We start from the raw sequence: 16,876 nt of genomic DNA, 5'->3' as shown, positions 1-16,876 counted from the left end.
ATCCCCCTCATTTCATGCCGGTGTTCGCGATGCCGCTGGTGATGAAGCGCTGCAGGAAGGCGAAGACGAGCGCCACCGGCAGCAGGGTCACCACGGTCATGGCGAGCAGATAATGCCACTGCGTCTGCAACTCGCCCTGGAAGGCGTTCAGCGCGATGGGCAGCGTGTGGACCTCGGTCTTGGTCAGGACGGCCAGCGGCCACAGGAACTCGTTCCAGCGCCACATGACCGAGAAGATCGCCAGGACCGCCAGCGCCGGCATCGACAGCGGCATGACGATGCGGGCGTAGATGCGCCATTCCGACGCCTTGTCCATCCGCGCCGCCTCGATCAGGTCGCGCGGGATGGTCAGCATGTACTGGCGCAGCAGGAAGACGCCGGTCGGGGTGGCGGCGCCGGGCAGGATCACCGCCCACAGCGAGTCGACGAAACCCAGCTTGGTGACCACCAGATAGACCGGCGCCAGGATGATGGTGATGGGGATCATCAGCGTGCCGATCACCCCCAGCATCGCCACCGACTTGCCGCGGAACTCGTAGACGGAGAGCGCGTAGGCCGCCATCGAGTTGATGATCAGCGTGATGACGGTCGCCACCACCGTCACCACCAGCGAGTTGCGCAGGAAGCGCAGGAAATCGAACTGGGTCAGCGGGTCGGTGTAGTTCTCGACCGCCAGCGCCATGTGGCGCACCGGCGTCCGGCGGTCGGCCGGCACCCGGATGGTCTGGCCGGGCGCTGCCGGATCGACCATCTGGGCGACGATGCCGACGCGGCGGACCTGCGCCAGCTCGCGGACCGAACCGTCCTCCATCGTCACCTGGAACAGCGGCAGCGCCTGCGGATAGCCCGGAACCGACACCTCGCTCTGCGCCATCGGCAGCAGCGACGGCGGGAATTCCAGCAGGGCCGCCGGCGTCTTGAAGGACGACAGCGCCAGCCAGAGCACCGGGCCGAACATCAGCAGCACGCCCAGCGCCAGATAGGCATAGCTGGCGACGTCGGTCCAATGCCAGGAGGCGCCACCACGCCGCGCCAGGAGCAGGCGGCGAAGTTTTCCGGTCATGATGCCCTCCGCCGGGTCAGGAAAAGCTGGATCAGGGTCAGGACGAACAGCACGGCGCCCAGCAGCACCGACGCCGCGCCGGCCAGACCGAAGTTCTGCACCTGGTTCGCGAAGGCGGTGGTGTAGATGTACTGGACGACCATCATCGTCGCCGTGCCGGGACCGCCGCCGGTCAGCACGAACACCTCGTCGAACACCTGCACCGAGCGGATCAGCACCAGCACCAGCACGACCAGCAGGTTGGGCCAGAGCAGCGGCAGCGTGATGCGGTGGAACACGCGCCAGGGGCGGGTGCCGTCCATCTCGGCGGCCTCGTAGACGTCGCGCGGGATGGCCTGGAGACCGGCCAGCAGGATCAGCGTGTAGAAGCCCATATGGGCCCACACCGAAACGAAGACCGCCCAGAACATCGCCCAGCCGGGATCGACGAAGAACAGGATCTTCTCGCCGCCCGCCGTGGTCAGCACGGCGTTGAGCAGGCCGTCACGCTGCAGGATCCATTTCCAGATCAGGGCGACGACGACCGGCGACAGCAGGACGGGGAAGAAATAGACCGCCCGGAAGAAGCCGCGGCCGCGGATGGGGCGGTTCAGCACCAGGGCGGTGACGAGCGAGAACAGCACCATCGCCACCATCTGGAAGACGGTGAAGGTCAGCGTGTTCCCCACACCGCGCCAGAACAGATCCTCCCGGCAGCTCCCGGCTTCCAGATAGGAGCCGCAGTCGAGCAGGCGGGCGTAATGCTCCGCCCCGACATAGGGCCGCTCCGACGGGAACAGCCCCGTCCCGCCCGTCACCGAGAAGACGATGTTGATCCCGATGGGCAGGAAGACGAACAGCCCGAAGAAGAGAAGGTTCGGCAGCAGGAAGACATAGGGCATGCGCGCCGCGCCGATCAAGCGCTGCACCGCCCGCATCGGCGGGTCGGTCAGCCGCATCAGGGCGTTGGCGCTGCCCGTGGTGACGGCAGCCGCGGCGGCGGACGGACCGCGCGCGGGGGCGCCGTGCGATCTCATGGTATCGGTCATGTTCCACCGCCCAGGGTTGGGGTCCGGATCGGAAGCCAAGGGTTGGGAGAGGAAGGCCCGGCGTTACTGCTTCTTCTTGCGCTCGGCGATCTGCTGGGCGACGTCGGCGGAGATCCGCTGATAGGCGTCGTCCAGGCTCGTTTCGCCGACCACCACCTGTCCCAGGCGGCTGATGGCGGCGTTGAAGACGATGCGGCTGCTGGGGTCGCCCTGGATGCGGTAGGCGACCGGATCGAGCTTGCCGACCGCATCGCCGAACACCTTCAGCGCGGCTGCGGCCTGCGGCGAGGCCGACTTGTAGGCGATGCCCTTCTTGGCGAGGCCGATATGGCCGGGCACGAACAGCGTGCGCGCATAGAACTCGCCCGCGACCTCCTCGCTGGCGAGATAGTCGAGCAGGCGCCCGACCTCGGCCGGATGGCTGCTGGTCTTCAGCGCGACGAGTGCGGCACCGCCGGGCATGCCGGAGCAGTTGGCCGGGCCGCAGGGCGTCGGCACCGCGATCCAGTCGAAGGCGTCGCCGATGGTCTTGTCGAACTGCGCGGTCTGCCAGGATCCCGATTCATAGAAGACGACCTGGGCGTTCTTGAATTCCTCGTTGGCGCCGCGATAGGCGGTGCCGGACACCGCCCCCCACAGCTCCTTCGACATCACGCCGGACTTGTGCCAGTCGACGACCAGCTTGGCGGCGCGCTTGAACCCGTCATCGACCGGCTTCAGCTCGCCGCCGGTCTCGGCCATCTGCGCCCCTTGCGAGACGGCAAGGCCGAAGAAACGGTGGCCGGAGCGGTCGAAGGCGACCGGGAACGGCGCCTGCACCTTGTCGGCGACCGCCTTGGCCGCCTTGGCCCAATCCTCCCAGGTCGCGTTGGCGCCCGGCATGGCGACGCCCGCCTGTTCGAACAGCGTCTTGTTGACGAAGGGGCCGGTCACCGTCAGCTGCGTCATGTAGCCGGGGATCGCGGTGGTGTTGCCGGGCACCCGCATCCACTGCAGGAACGGCCCGTAATTCTGCTCCCAATAGGCGGCGTCCTTCACATGGGCGCGGACGTCCAGCAGGTAGGGGGCGAGGCCGCCCATGTCGGTGATGCGGGCCAGATCCGGTCCCTGGCCGGAGGCCAGCTGCACCGGCAGCGTCTCGTTGATCGCCTTGAAGGGCACCTGGTCGAGGACGACCTTGACGTCCTTGTTCTTCTCCTCGAACCGGCGGAGCAGGTCGTTCATGACCTCGCCCTCGTTGCCGTCCGAATACCACATGATGCGGAGCGTGGTTTCGGCCTGGGCGCCAGCGGCCCCGAGGATCGACAACGCCAGCGCACAGCCGGCCATCCATGCTGCCTTCTTCATTGCGTTTCCTCCTGTGGGGTCGCTTGCGGACCCTCGGTCGGTCCCTGTCCGGACCTGTTTCCTGCCAAAACCGGCAGCTCGGCGCAGGCCGGAATTTACCGGCTCCGCTCTTCTCCCTTGAACATGGCAAACGTTTGCCTAAACTGTCAACGGCAATGTTCGATGCACAAATGGAGGGGGCCATGAACGATCGGCGGCGAGAACCGGGACAGGCCTCCGGCCAGATGTCCGGACAGACCTCCCTGGCCGACATCGCGGCCGAGGCGGGGGTGTCCGTCTCCACCGTCTCGCGCATCGCCAACGGCGATCTGGGGCGGGCATCGGCGGCGACGGTGGCGAAGGTGCAGCGTCTGATCGCGGAGCGCGGCTATCGCCCGAACCCCGTCGGCCGCAGTCTGCGCGGGGGCGACAGCCGTCTGGTCGCCATGCTGGCGCCCAATCTCGACAACCCGGCCATGGCCGCCATCGCCGCGTCGACGGAGGCGGCCCTGCGCGCTGCCGGCTATGTGATGATCCTGTGCGACACCCACGACCGTCCCGACCTGCAGGACGAGTATCTGCGCGCGATGCGGTCACGCTTCGCCGAAGGGTTCATCGTGGTGAGCGCGGTCGCCAGCCCCGAACTGGAGGCATCGCTGGACCGGCGCGAACCGATCGTCTTCGTGAACCGGCGCAATCCCTATGGCGGCGGTCCCTTCATCGGGATCGACAACAGGCAGGCGGGCGCCGACGCCGCCGACCATCTGCTGGCCTGCGGCGTGCGCGCCCCGGCGGTCATCCACCCGGCGGATTTGTCCTCGACCATCCGGGAACGGGTGGAGGGATTTCTCGACCGGTTGGAGGAGCGGCGGCCCGGCTTGGCGGTCCGCCGCTGCGACGGGCCGGGCGGCAACCATCTCGATTGCGGCTATGCCGCCGCGAAGCGGTTGACCGCCGACGGCGGCTGGCCCGACGGCATCCTCTGCCCCAGCGACCTGATGGCCTACGGTCTGTTCCGCGCTGCCGGCGAGCAGGGCGTGCGCATCCCGGACGACTGCCGCCCGGTCGGTATCGACGACAACGACCTCAACGACTGGATCGCCCCCTGGCTCAGCTCGGTCAAGATCCCCTACCAGCGGTTCGGCGACGCCGTCGTTGCCAGCCTGCGCGATCTGCGGGGGGGAAACAGCGTCGGGGAGGTGCTGCTTCCCCACCGGCTGGTCCGCCGGCAGAGCGGACCGGCGATGGCCGGAGACCCGGCATAACCGGCCCGGCCATCGCCATCACTGGGTGTAGTCCGGCTTCCCCACCGCGGTCGGGTCCAGCCGTTGGCTGACCAGCGCGGTGAACTGCGACAGTTCGCAGGTGCCGGGTCCGAGCCTGTCGGTGCAGCCGGGAAGTTCCAGCGCCGCCACCCTCGGCCCGGCATCGCCGGTCAGCGGCGTCAGGCCGCGGACCTGATCGGCGGTGGGGGCGGCGAAGGACAGCCGGACATAGCGCTTGCCGCTGGCCCCGTCCTTCAGACGCTCGAACAGCATCGCTCCGGTCGGCGAGGAGTCGTTGGGCTGCGATCCCTCCAGCGCCCAGCCCACCTGCATGACCGCGCGCATATGGCCGATGTTGGTGTCATGCCCCACCAGCAGGGTCAGCTTGGCCGGTGGGGGGCCGGCACTCTCCGCTCCGGAGCTTTGCGGACCGGCGCCGTCGTTCATCGCCGCGACGATCTGCTGCAACAGGAAGGAGGCGCCACGGCGGGCGATGTAGGGCACATGTTCGATCACGTCGTACTTCGCCATGCGCAGGGCCATCAGGTCGCGGACCTCGTCCGCCCCCACCCTGCCCCAGCCGACCCGATCGGCGGCCATGCCCTCCATATATTCCAGCCGGAAGGTCTCGGCGATGGTGGAGGCGAGATCGAGCGGGCCGTCCAGCCCGATGTTGCGCCCCTTGTCCTTCCCCTGGTCGATGGCCCAGGGCAAGTCGATCAGGTGACAGCCTTCGGACAGCCCCGCCTTCCGGCATGTTTCCGGACGCGGCCCCGGCAGCACAGCGTCGAGCCGTGCGAACAGCGGCGCCAGCTTGACCTTGTAGGCGTCGATGCTACCGCCCATCGCCTCCAGCACGCCGGCCTTGGCGCTGGCGGGGTCGAGCGGCGACAGTCCCTGCGCAATCGGCGCGAACAGCACGTCGCGTCCGCCCTGCGGCGGCTTCGACGACGCCTTCAGGCCGCAGCCGGGAAACAGCCCCTCCAGAATGCCGTTGCCGGTCTCGCGGGTGCGCTGGTCGGTGTTGGCCCAGGCAAAGACGTCGCCGGCAGCCGGACAGCCACTGCCCGGCAATAGCCCGTTTCCAACGAAGCGCGACCGGTAGAACTGGCCCATCAGCACCGCTCCCTCGCGGCCATGCGGCGTCAGATGCCCGTCCGGCACCGGCCAGGACGGCCAGTCCCTGGTGGAAAGCGGAACGATCTTGTGGGTTTCGGTCGGAGGCCGAACGCCGTGACGGCTGAAGATCACCGCCTTCTCGACGGTCTCGCGGGTCTCCGCGGCCCTTGCCGGTGCCGATACCGACAGCAGTCCACCCACGACGAAAGCGGCACCCAGCAGGGCGGATGTCCGGACCCTGGCTCGCTTCATTGCTTCCTCCACCGGTTTTTTTTGGATGCTCGAAGTCCCGCAGCGCGTCAGGCGACGCCCCGCAGCGGTCCCAGCGCCTGCAATCGTCCGGTCAGCTCGGCCGTGCAGGCGACGACCACGTTGCCCAGCCGCAGCCCGTCGCCGGCAAGGAAGTCGTTGGTCCAGCCGCCCGCCTCGCGCACCAGCAGCAGGCCGGCCAGCGCGTCCCAGGCATTGATGTGCAGTTCGACATAGCCGTCGCTGATGCCGGCCGCGACATTGGCGAGGCCCATCGCCCCCGATCCGCAGCGGCGGAATTCGATGTCGTCGGCGATCATCTGGGTGATCAGGTCGAGGCTGAGCGCCAGCGGGCGCCGCGCCGACCAGCCGACCTCGACCACCGCCCCGCCGCCATGGCGCAGGCCGCTGGTGCGCAGCGGGCGGCCGTTCAGGGTCGCTCCCTGGCCGCGGCGGGCGACGAACAGCTGGTCGAGGTCGGGGGCATAGATCACGCCGATCTCGACGGTACCCCGATGGACCAGGGCCAGCGAGATGCACCAGTTGGCCGTGCCGTGGATGTAGTTGGTCGTGCCGTCGATGGGGTCGACCACCCAGACCAGTTCGGCCGGGTCGCCGCCGGCCTCCTCGCCGATCACCGGGTCGCCGAAAGCCTCGTCGAGGCGCCGGCGCACCAGCGCTTCCACCGCAAGATCGGCCGCGGTGCAGAAATCGATGCTGCTCTTGGTCTCAACCGCGCCCAGCCCTTGGCGCATGGACCGCGCCAGGGCTCCCGCCTCGGTGGCGAGGTCGATGGCGAAACGCAGGCGGTCGTCGAAATCGGTCATGACAGGAAAGCTCCGCCGGCAGCCGGCAGCGCCGGCCCGGGATGTCGTGGGGAAAAAGGGGTCGGTGCGGACGGATCAGGGCGGAACGATGGTGACGCCGCGCGGCGCGAAGCCGACGCTGACGGCATCGCCGACGGACAGCGGCGCATCGACATCCGGGGTGCGCGCGAACAGCATGACCTCGCGTCCGCCCAGCGCCACGGCCACCTCATATTCCATGTGGTCGCCGAGATAGGCCGCGAAATGCACCCGGCCCGGCAGGCCGCCGGATGCATCGGCGCCCGCCGCATCGGCGCCCGCATCCTGGCCCGGCGTGAGGCGGATCGCGTTGGGGCGCACCGCCAGTTCGACCGGCCCGTCGGCCAGATCGCGGTGCGGCAATGTCAGTGTCGCCATCCCCACTCTCACCCGGCCCAGCGCACCGTCCCGCCCCTCCAGAAGCGCCGGAACGATGTTGGCGTCGCCGATGAAATCGGCGATGAACCGGCTGGCCGGCCGCTGGTAGAGGTCGCGCGGCGTGCCGTCCTGGGCGATCCTGCCGCCGGCCATCACGATGATGCGGTCGGACACCGCCAGCGCCTCCTCCTGGTCGTGCGTGACATAGACCACGGTCAGCTTCAGCGTCTGCTGGAGTTGCCGGATGTCCTCCCGCACCTGCCGGCGCATCTTGGCGTCCAGGTTCGACAGCGGCTCGTCGAACAGCAGGACGCGCGGCTCCAGCACGATGGCGCGGGCCACGGCAACGCGCTGCTGCTGGCCGCCCGACAATTCGCTGGGCAGGCGGCCCTCCAGCCCGGCGAGACCGACCAGGGCTAGCTTGTCGCGTGCCGCCTCCAGCGCCGCGCGCTTGGCCATGCCGCCGACCGTCAGCCCATAGGCCACATTGTCGAGGATGGTCATGTGCGGAAACAGGGCGTAGCTCTGGAACACCATGCTGACGTCGCGTTCCGCCGCGGAGCGGGCGGTGACGTTCTCGCCGCCGATCAGGATGGTGCCGGACGACGCCTGCTCCAGCCCGGCGATCATGCGCAGGGTGGTGGTCTTGCCGCAGCCCGACGGTCCGAGCAGCGTGACCAGGGTCCCGGCCTCGATGGAGAAATTCAGCTCATGCACGGCGGTGAAGGCGCCATAGCGCTTGACGACGGAGCGGAATTCCACCGCCGGCCGGGCTCTGACAGCGGCCGGGGCAACGGCCGGCGCCGGCTCAAGGGTCGTCGTCCCGGAGGACGGGGTCCGGATAAGGGTCATGCGTTGACCTTCGAGGCTGAAGTGCTGACGGGCAAGGCGGCGGTGCGGCGGCCCAGGCGGCGTTCGCCGACCAGCAGCTGGATCGCCAGCAGCGCCACCACCATGATCGCGATGAGGACGGAGGAGTAGGCAATGGCGAGGCCGTATTCGCCGACCTCGGCCCGGCCGACGATGTAGGCGGTGGCGAGGTTGTATTTGGCCGTCACCAGGAAGATGACCGCGCTGACGCTGGTGATGGCGCGGACGAAGCTGTAGACCATGGCGGTGACGATGGCCGGGCGCAGCAGCGGCAGGATCACCCGGCGCAGCGTGGTGAAGGACCGCGCCCCCAGCGTCAGCGACGCCTCGTCCAGGCTCTTGTCGATCTGGCTCAGCGTGGCGATGCCGGCGCGGATGCCGACGGGCATGTTGCGGAAGACGAAGGCGATGATCAGGATCAGCCCGGTCCCCGTCAGTTCCAGCGGCGGCGTGTTGAAGGCGAGGATGTAGCTGACGCCGATCACCGTGCCGGGGATGGCGAAGCTCAGCATCGTCAGGAACTCGAACGCCCCGCGGCCGAGGAAGGACTGGCGCACCAGCAGATAGGCGGTCAGCAGCCCGAGCGCCGCCGTCAGCGGCATGGCGACCAGCGACACGCCCAGCGTCGTGAACAGCGAATCCCAGGCGGACCCGCTGAACCACCAGCCGTTCGGCCCGGTTTCGATGCCGAAGGCGGTCTGGTAATGGATCAGCGTCAGCGTGTTGTCGCGCCCCAGGCTCTTCAGGAAGCCGCCGACCAGGATGGTGCCGTAGACCAGCACGGTCAGCCCCGTCCACAGCGCCGCGACGGCCGATGCGGCGATCCGCACCCCCGACGGCAGCGGGCTGGGCAGGCCGGCATCGCCCTTGCCGGCCACCGTGGCGTAAGACCGGCGGCCGAGCCACCGTCGCTGCGCCAGGAAGGCCGACAGGGTGAAGGACAGCAGGATGATCGCCAGCACGGCGGCCCGGCCCTGGTCATGGGCGGCACCGACCACCGCATAGAAGATCTTGGTCGACAGCACGTCGAAATTGCCGCCGAGCACCAGCGGGTTGCCGAAGTCCGCCAGGCTTTCGATGAAGGAGATCAGGAAGGCGTTGGCGAGGCCGGGACGGATCAGCGGCAGCGTCACCGTGCGGAAGGTGATCCACGGGGTGGCGCGCAGGGTCTGCGACGCCTCCTCCAGCGTCGGGCTCACCCCTTGCAGCACGCCGACCAGCACCAGGAAGGAAATCGGCGTGAAGGCGAGGATCTGCGCCATCGCCACCCCCGGCATGCCGTAAATCCAGCGCGAGCGGGGAATGTCGAACAGGGTGGACAGCAGATCGGTCACCACGCCGGCACGGCCGAACAGCAGGATGATGGCGAGCCCGATGACGAAGGGCGGCGTGATCACCGGCAGGATCGAGGCCAGCCGCAAGGCCGCCTTGAAGCGGAAGCCGGTGCGCACCGCGATCAGCGCGAAGGCCAGCCCCGTGCCGGTGGTCAGCACCCCGACCACGCCCGCCAGGGCCAGCGTGTTCCACGCCACCCCGCATGTGCTGCCGGTGCCCAGCACGCAGCCGAGGCCCCAGATGCCGCTGTCGGTCAGCTTGTCGAACAGGCCCACGACCGTCAGCCGGCCATCGTTGTCCTGGACCGCCGACAGCAGGATGGTGACCACCGGGAAACCGACGAAGACCAGGATCGAGCCCAGCACCAGCCCGATGGAGGCGACGATGAAGACATCGCCTTTGCACCAGCCGCGCAGCGCCAGCCCATGGGCGCCCAGCACGAGGCAGACCACCGCATAGGCGGCGGCGCCAAGCCCCAGGCCCGGCTGGGTGACGGCGATGCTTTCCACCAGCAGCCAGCCGAGCCCGCCGGCCCCGGCGGCGGTCAGCCACGCCGACCGCGCCCGTCCGTCCGCCCCGCTGGTCGCCCGGTCCTTCGCCCGCAAGCCGGCCAGCGCCGCCAGCAGCGGCAGGACCGACGCCAGCAGCCACGGCCGTCCCAGCAGCAGACCCTGGATCAGCGCCGGCATGCCGTCGCCGGCGGCAGGGCCGCTCTGCGGACCGGCCGGCCAGAAGACCGGCCAGACGCCGCCGATATGCCAGGGCAGGACAAGCACCGCCGCCCAGCCGGCGGCCAGCCAGAAACCGAGATGTCGTTTCATGATCGCGGGACCTATCTGGACAGGGACTTGACCTCGTGATCCCACTTGGCGAGCAGGCGGGTGCGTTCCGCGCTCGAGCCGTAGCGCGCGAAGTCGTAGGAAATCAGCTTCATCCGGTCGACGCGCGGCGATTCCGGCGGGATCTGGGCACCACTGTTGCTGGGAATCTGGAAATTCCTGGCCTTGGCGCCCAGTGCCTGCACCTCGGGCGTCAGCGCCCAATCGTAGAAGATCTTGGCGGTGTCGGGGTTGCGCGCGCCCTTGACGAGGCTCATCGAGCCGATCTCGTAGCCTGTGCCCTCGCAGGGGGCGACGATGGCGACCGGGGCACCGGCAATCGCCTCCACCAGCAGGTCGTGCTGGAACGCGATGCCCAGCATGGTTTCGCCCTGCGCCGCCGACTTCGCCGGAGCGGCGCCGGATTTGGTGTACTGGTTGACGTTGCGATGCAGCTTCTTCAGGTAATCGAAGGCCGCATCCTCGCCCATCAACTGCACCATCGTCGCCAGCATGGTGTAGGCGGTGCCGGACGAATTGGGATCGGCGATCTGGATTTCGTCCCGGAAATCGGGCTTGACCAGATCGGACCAGCAGGCGGGGGCCGCGATCTTGCGCTTGGCCAGCAGGTCCTTGTTATAGCCGAAGCCGAGCGCGCCCATGTAGATGCCGACCGTGCGGTAACCGGAGATTTCCGCCTGGCGGATCGCCCAGCCATAGAGCCCGTCGAGTTCCGGTGACTTGTACGGCTCCGTCAGCCCCTCTTCCGCCGCCTGCAGGTGGGGATCGCCCGAGCCACCGAACCAGATGTCGGCCTTCGGATTGGATTTCTCGGCCCGAAGCTGTGCATAGACCTCGCCCGCGCTCTTGCGGGTCATCAGCGCCTTGATGCCGGTCTTGCGCTCGAAGGAGGTCACCACCTCGCGGCACCAGTCCTCGTTGACCGAGCAGTAGACGACCACCTCCGCCGCGGCGGCCGGCGACGGTCCGGCCAGGACGGCCAGCCCCGCCGCCGCGGTTACCGCCAGCAATATCGAGCGCAGGCGCTTCCGGCCGGCGGCCGTGGCCGGGCGTCGTGTTTTGCAATGCATGAAGTTCCTCCCTTCAAGGAAACGGACGGCTTCTTTCGGCGATGTCGGCATGGCCCGCCGCTTTGAATTGTTTATGCACGCGCGTTCATTCGTACGTCACGCTATTTGAGATGCGAACAACTGTCAATCCCCAGACAGGCATGCCCCTTCGGAATCATGCCGAAGGCTGGCGGTGGGCGCGTCAACCAGGAAAGGGCCAAAAATGGCGATATTGGCGCCGTCTCCCCAGCGGGACCGATCAAACGGCCCCCACATAAGGACCAAAACTCCGCTCCCACCGCCATCGTCTCAAATATTCCCAGCACTGCACGCGCGTGCATAACGAAGCGGCGTTCAGTGAAATTTCCGGGCGGCGCATAGCGCTTGCGATCGTCCGGGTTCGCCCTCAGTATCCCTTGGCAACGATCCGGATACGGGCAAGGGACGGAACCCCAGTGTCGTCAATGAAGTCGCGGGTGACCGCCCAGCAGGTGGCCGATATGGCGGGCGTTTCACGCTCGGCGGTTTCCCGCTGTTTCGGCGATGGGCTGGTGTCGGAAGAGACGCGCAAGCGCATCATGGCGGCCTCGGAAGCGCTGGGATACCGCCCCAACGTCATCGCCCGCTCGCTGACCGGCCAGAACACCGGCCTCGTCGCCCTGCTGCTGGCCGAACTGGAGAATCCGCACACCGATCTGGTGCTGAAGAAGCTGCTGGTGGCCATCGCGGAGGCCGACAGGCGCGCCCTGGTCATCCCGGAGACGCGGCAGCACGATCTGACCAGTTCGACCATGCATGCGCTCGATTATCAGGTGGATGCCATCGTGGTGATGGGCGGAACCGTGTCGGACCATGTCGTCGACCGGCTCCGTGCGCTCGACACCCCGGTGTTCCAGTTCGGCCGGCAGATCGAGGGGCTTGGCGGGGTGGCCTGCGACAACCGGCTCGGCGGGCTGATGGGCGGCCGCTTTCTGGTGCAGTCCGGCCGGCGCCGCATCGCCTACGTCACCAAGACGGCGCAGACCGACGCCAACCGGCGGCGGCGGGCCGGGCTTGCCGCCGCGCTGGAGGATGCCGGTCTGCCCTTCATGGAGGAGGAGTCCGAGGACAACAGTTTCGAAGGCGGCTACAACGCGGCAACGCGGCTGTTCGCCCGCTCGGACCGCCCCGACGCGCTGTTCTGCTTCAACGACATCATCGCGCTGGGCGCCCTCCAGGCTGCCGCCACCTTCCGTCTGCGGGTGCCGGAGGATGTGGCGATCCTCGGCTTCGACGACATCCCCATGGCCTCCTGGCCGGCCTTCGGCCTGAGCAGCCTGCGCCCGAACCTTGACAGCCAGGTCGGCCGGCTGATGGCGATGATCGAGCGCGTCGGCAAGGGGAGTCCGCCGAACCGCGAGGTCGATCTCGTCCTGCCCGAACTCGTGGTCCGCCGAACCGCGGTTTGACGGCGCTGGGCGCCGACCCGCTCGGCGGGTCTCCGATGCGCACAACCCAGACGCACGACGCCCCGGCTCTTTCGAACCGGGGCGTCAAGTGTCGGTGGTTGCAGGGCGGGATTTGGCCTCTCCCGAACCTGCGCTCCGCGCCGTAAAGTTGATAAGCGATCAACCGGCGACCGGTCTCACAGTCCTCACCGGATCTGAAACCCGTGAGCCAACGGATCCCGATCATCCACGAATATCGTGTTGTGCCCAATGATCCGCGCCCAGCCGCCGATGCTCGGCAGAATGCCGTCATAGGGGCCGACCTTGCAGGACGCCTCGATCCGCCCATCGAAGACCGTGCCGATCAGACTTCCGTTGCGGAAACGGTCGCCGACCTTCAGCCGTCCTTTCCCAAAAAGCTGGGCCAGTCTGGCCGAGGTTCCCGTCCCGCCGGGCGAACGGTCGATGGCCTTGTCGCCATAGAAGACGGCGCCGCAGCCGTCGGCATCCCCGCTCTCGGACCGGTCGCACCAGATCACATGATGCACGCCCGAGATCGCCGGCTCCAGCGGATGGACCGGATTGCTGACGGTGGAAAGCGCCGCGCGCAGCCGCTGGCTTAGAGCGACGATCTCCCCGGCGCCCATGTCGTGCAGCCCGGCCCAGTTCTCCTGCGGTTCGACGACGGCGTAGTAATTGCCGCCATAGGAGATATCGACGGTCAGCCGCCCGACGCCGGGAACATCGACCTCCACATCGGCACTGTGCAGATAGCTGGGGACGTTGAACAGGCGGACGCTGTCCACAAGGCCGTCCTTCCGCTCATAGTCGACGACGACCCTGCCGGCCGGCGTCTCCAGCGACAGCTTCCCCGGAACCTGGGGCGTGACCAGCCCCTCCTCCAGCAGGACCGTGCACAGGCCGATCGTTCCGGCACCGCACATGGGAAGACAGCCGCTGACCTCGATGAACAGCACCGCGGCGTCGCAATCCTGCCGGTATGGCGGATAGATGATCGCACCGGACATGATATCGTGCCCGCGCGGCTCGAACATCAGCGCCTTGCGGATCCAGTCATGGTCGCGCAGGAAGATCTCCCGGCGCTCGGAAATCGGCAGATGCGGAAGAATCGGCCCGCCACCGGCGACGACGCGGACCGGATTCCCGCATGCATGGGAATCGATGCAGAAGAACGTGCGTTTCATGCCTGTGCTCCAGGGAAAGAATTCGCCCGACCAGAACCGGCCGTCGGCACTGTCAGGGCCGTGCCCCGATCCCTCACCGAAGCGAGGATGGCGGGATGCCGAAAACGGTGCGGAACTGCCGGGACAGATGGGCGCAGTCGGAAAAGCCCGCCTCCAGCGCGATCTGGGTGATGGACTCGTCGCTGTGCGTCAGCATCCATCGCGCATAGTTCAGCCGCAGCTGGCGGTAATAGCTGAGCGGCGAGGCGCCGGTGTGCATGCGGAACAGGCGGATGAACTGACGCGTGCTCACCTGCACCCGTTGGGCAAGCTCATCGAGCGACAGCGGAACGCTGAGATTCTGCTCCATCAGCAGCGTCGCGCGCCGGATGCGCTCATCGGCGATCGCCGAAGGATCCGCCGCCGCGGGGCCGAGCGGCTGAGGTTGGGGCTGTGCCTGGTCGGGCGGTCGGGCCCTGTCGTTCTGGAGGATATGCAGCGCCTTGCGCGCAGCGGCGGCACCGATGTGCCGCTCGATCAGATAGGCGGCGACATCGGCAGCCGCCGTTCCGCCGGCACAGGTGATGCGGTCGCGCCCGACAACGAACAGTTCGTCGGCGGTGAAGGGATGATTGGGAAACTTCGCCGCGAAATCGCGGTGATGGTACCAGCTGACACAGCAGCGCCGTCCCTCCATCAGGCCGGCCTCGACCAGCGCGAACACGCCGGTGCAGACGCCGATCAGCCTGACGTCCTTCCGGACGGCTTCGCGCAGATAGGCCTGCGTCGTCGGGTCCAGCTGCGGACCGTCGTCGAGAAGCCCGCCGACGACGACCAGATAGTCGAACTCCTGCACGTCGCGCAGGTCGTCCCATGGCGCGATGTCCAGCCCGCAGCTCGACCGGACAGGCTCGCGGCCTAGCCCCATGACGGTCCAGCGGCAATGACGCTGCCGGCTGCTGTCGCCGTCGTCCGCGGCCAGCCGCAGCATGTCCATGAAGCTCGACAGCGCCGTCAGGGTGAAATTGCGGGTCAGCAGGAAGCCGACCGACAGGCGGGGACGCGGCGCCTTCCATGTGCGGTCGCACTGCCGGCGGACGACGAACTGGCCGCTGGACACCGGCCGATGCAGCGTTTCGGCAGTCATGGTTCGGCATCCTTGCGTGAGATGGACCCGCTCAGCCGGCCTTCGCCGTGCGATACCGCAGGATGGCGCCGCGCGACAGCCGGTCGAGCACGATGGCGACGGCGACGATGGCCAGACCGGCCCGCAAGCCGACCCCCATCTCCATCCGCGTCAACCCCCGCGTCACCTCCGCACCCAGGCCGCCGGCACCGACCAGCCCGGCGAGCACCACCATCGCCAGCGACAGCAGGATGCATTGGTTGAGCCCGACCAGAAGCGTCGGCATCGCGGCCGGCAACTCGATCTTGAACAGGATGGCCTGCCGCGTCGCACCGATGGCCTGCCCAAGCTCCAGCAGATCCTTCGGCACCTGCTTGAAGGCCAGGGTGGTCAGCCGCAGCATCGGCGGAACGCCGTAGATGACCGTCGCGATAATCGCCGGCACGCTGCCCAGGCTGAAGACGATGACGGCGGGGATCAGATAGACCCAGGGCGGCACCGTCTGCATCACGTCCAGCAGCGGGCGCAATCCCGCCTCCACCATCCTGACCCGCGAGGCGACGACGCCCAGGGGAAAGGCGATGGCGACCGAGATGACGACGGAGATGGTGACCAGCGTCACCGTCTGGACGGTCGCCTGCCACAGCCCGGCGATGTAGCAGAAGCCCATGGCGGCGGCGACCAGCACCGCTATCCTGCGGTTGGCGAGCAGCAGCGCGAAGACCACCGACAGGGCGACCAGCGCATAGGGCGGCATGGACAGCAGCAGCGCGTTGATGCCGCCCAGCGTGGATTCGATGACAAGGCCGATGAAGGCGAAGAGCGGCCGGAAATTCATGTTCAACCAGTCGACCGCCGGTGCCAGCCACGCGCCCGGTGAAATGATGACGTTGCCGTTCATTTTCCGCCTCCATATCCCGGCTGCGACCCCAGCCGGGCCGCACCTTGGGTCAGTCGATCCAGAACGATGGTCAGGATGACGATGGCGATGGCGCCATCGATCGACTTGGCGATGTCGAGCGTGCGGACCGCCTTGTAGATGGTCTCGCCCAGTCCGCCCGACCCGACGATGCCGGCGATCACCACCATGCCGAAGGCCATCATCAGGCTCTGGTTGATGCCGGCCATGATGCTGGGCACCGCGAAGGGCAGGCGGATCTTGGCGAACATCTGCCAGTTCGTCATGCCGGTCGACTGGCCGAGTTCGAGGAACTCGTTCGGCGTCAGGCGGATCCCCAGCGCCGTCAGCCGGAAGGCCGGCGGAACCGCGACGACGAAGGTCGCCGCCAGCGCTGTGGCCGGGCCGTAGCCGAGCAGTGCGATCCCCGGCAGCAGATAGATGTAGGGCGGCAGCGTCTGCACCAAATCGAGCACCGGCTCCAGCGAGCGGTCGACCTTCGGCGCGAAGCCGGTCAGCACCCCCGCCGGAATGGCGACGAGCAGGGCGAGGATGGTCGACGAGATGACCAGCGCCAGCGTGCTCATCGTCTCCGGCCACAGCCCCATCAGGGCGCAGCCGACCAGCGCCGCCCCCGCCAGCACGCCAAAGCGCAGGCCGACGACGCGCCAGCCGATCAGCGCGAAGGCGACCGCGATCACATAGAAAGGCGGGATGCTCAAAACCCAGAACACCGCGCCGTAGAACCCTTCGAGCACCGCCCGCACGAAATCGAACAGCGCACCCGCATTGTCGCCGAGCCAGCCGAGGCCGGAATCGACGATGTCGTCGAATGCCCCGGCGAACGCTCCGGCGAAACCAAGCCCCTCCATCGC

General features: G+C 68.0%; 14 protein-coding genes. 2 read left to right on the top strand and 12 right to left on the bottom strand.

Features of this window, described 5'->3' with window-relative positions; all coding sequences use genetic code 11:
• Positions 1 to 7: 7 nt before the first annotated feature.
• From VH569_RS14585 to VH569_RS14575, 3 genes are all read right to left on the bottom strand, one after another.
• The gene (locus VH569_RS14585) at positions 8 to 1,063 is read right to left on the bottom strand and encodes a carbohydrate ABC transporter permease (protein WP_423315989.1); all 1,056 of its coding nucleotides are present in this window, start codon (positions 1,061 to 1,063) and stop codon (positions 8 to 10) included.
• On the bottom strand, positions 1,060 to 2,091 hold the full coding sequence (locus VH569_RS14580) for a carbohydrate ABC transporter permease (protein WP_199235314.1): 1,032 nt from the start codon (positions 2,089 to 2,091) through the stop codon (positions 1,060 to 1,062). The genes VH569_RS14585 and VH569_RS14580 overlap by 4 nt, the downstream gene beginning before the upstream one ends.
• A 63-nt stretch (positions 2,092 to 2,154) precedes the next feature.
• Positions 2,155 to 3,438, bottom strand: a complete 1,284-nt coding sequence (locus tag VH569_RS14575; RefSeq protein WP_423315988.1) for an ABC transporter substrate-binding protein — start codon at positions 3,436 to 3,438, stop codon at positions 2,155 to 2,157.
• Positions 3,439 to 3,620: 182 nt separating this feature from the next.
• On the opposite strand from VH569_RS14575, the gene VH569_RS14570 reads away from it, so the two are divergent.
• Positions 3,621 to 4,682, top strand: a complete 1,062-nt coding sequence (locus tag VH569_RS14570; RefSeq protein ID WP_423315987.1) for a LacI family DNA-binding transcriptional regulator — start codon at positions 3,621 to 3,623, stop codon at positions 4,680 to 4,682.
• An 18-nt stretch (positions 4,683 to 4,700) separates the two neighbouring features.
• Here the strand turns inward: VH569_RS14570 and VH569_RS14565 are convergent, their stop codons facing one another.
• From VH569_RS14565 to VH569_RS14545, 5 genes are all read right to left on the bottom strand, one after another.
• The gene (locus VH569_RS14565) at positions 4,701 to 6,053 is read right to left on the bottom strand and encodes a histidine-type phosphatase (RefSeq protein ID WP_423315986.1); all 1,353 of its coding nucleotides are present in this window, start codon (positions 6,051 to 6,053) and stop codon (positions 4,701 to 4,703) included.
• A gap of 47 nt (positions 6,054 to 6,100) precedes the next feature.
• Positions 6,101 to 6,877: an inositol monophosphatase family protein gene (locus VH569_RS14560; RefSeq protein ID WP_423315985.1), complete on the bottom strand. Its 777-nt coding sequence runs from the start codon at positions 6,875 to 6,877 to the stop codon at positions 6,101 to 6,103.
• A 75-nt stretch (positions 6,878 to 6,952) separates the two neighbouring features.
• Positions 6,953 to 8,125, bottom strand: coding sequence for an ABC transporter ATP-binding protein (locus tag VH569_RS14555; protein WP_423315984.1), 1,173 nt, complete (start codon positions 8,123 to 8,125; stop codon positions 6,953 to 6,955).
• Complete coding sequence (locus VH569_RS14550; protein WP_423315983.1) at positions 8,122 to 10,299, bottom strand: ABC transporter permease; 2,178 nt, start codon at positions 10,297 to 10,299, stop codon at positions 8,122 to 8,124. Before VH569_RS14550 ends, VH569_RS14555 begins: the two co-directional genes overlap by 4 nt.
• 11 nt (positions 10,300 to 10,310) lie before the next feature.
• The gene (locus VH569_RS14545) at positions 10,311 to 11,387 is read right to left on the bottom strand and encodes an ABC transporter substrate-binding protein (protein ID WP_423315982.1); all 1,077 of its coding nucleotides are present in this window, start codon (positions 11,385 to 11,387) and stop codon (positions 10,311 to 10,313) included.
• Positions 11,388 to 11,830: 443 nt separating this feature from the next.
• On the opposite strand from VH569_RS14545, the gene VH569_RS14540 reads away from it, so the two are divergent.
• A complete protein-coding gene (locus tag VH569_RS14540) occupies positions 11,831 to 12,814 on the top strand; it encodes a substrate-binding domain-containing protein (protein ID WP_423316113.1) in 984 nt (327 codons plus the stop codon).
• Positions 12,815 to 12,999: 185 nt separating this feature from the next.
• Here VH569_RS14540 and VH569_RS14535 read toward each other — a convergent pair whose 3' ends face one another.
• From VH569_RS14535 to VH569_RS14520, 4 genes are all read right to left on the bottom strand, one after another.
• Complete coding sequence (locus tag VH569_RS14535) at positions 13,000 to 13,998, bottom strand: 4-hydroxyproline epimerase (RefSeq protein ID WP_423315981.1); 999 nt, start codon at positions 13,996 to 13,998, stop codon at positions 13,000 to 13,002.
• Positions 13,999 to 14,071: 73 nt separating this feature from the next.
• Positions 14,072 to 15,124 (bottom strand): GlxA family transcriptional regulator, encoded by a 1,053-nt coding sequence (locus VH569_RS14530; protein ID WP_423315980.1) that lies wholly within the window; start codon positions 15,122 to 15,124, stop codon positions 14,072 to 14,074.
• A 31-nt stretch (positions 15,125 to 15,155) separates the two neighbouring features.
• On the bottom strand, positions 15,156 to 16,004 hold the full coding sequence (locus VH569_RS14525; RefSeq protein WP_423315979.1) for an ABC transporter permease: 849 nt from the start codon (positions 16,002 to 16,004) through the stop codon (positions 15,156 to 15,158).
• The gene (locus tag VH569_RS14520) at positions 16,001 to 16,873 is read right to left on the bottom strand and encodes an ABC transporter permease (protein WP_423315978.1); all 873 of its coding nucleotides are present in this window, start codon (positions 16,871 to 16,873) and stop codon (positions 16,001 to 16,003) included. The genes VH569_RS14525 and VH569_RS14520 overlap by 4 nt, the downstream gene beginning before the upstream one ends.
• Positions 16,874 to 16,876 lie beyond the last annotated feature (3 nt).

The sequence above is a fragment of the Azospirillum sp. 11R-A genome (assembly GCF_049472615.1).
Classification (GTDB): domain Bacteria; phylum Pseudomonadota; class Alphaproteobacteria; order Azospirillales; family Azospirillaceae; genus Azospirillum; species Azospirillum palustre.
The sequence above is the reverse complement of the archived record's forward strand: the minus strand, read 5'-3'. Positions and strand labels throughout refer to the sequence as shown.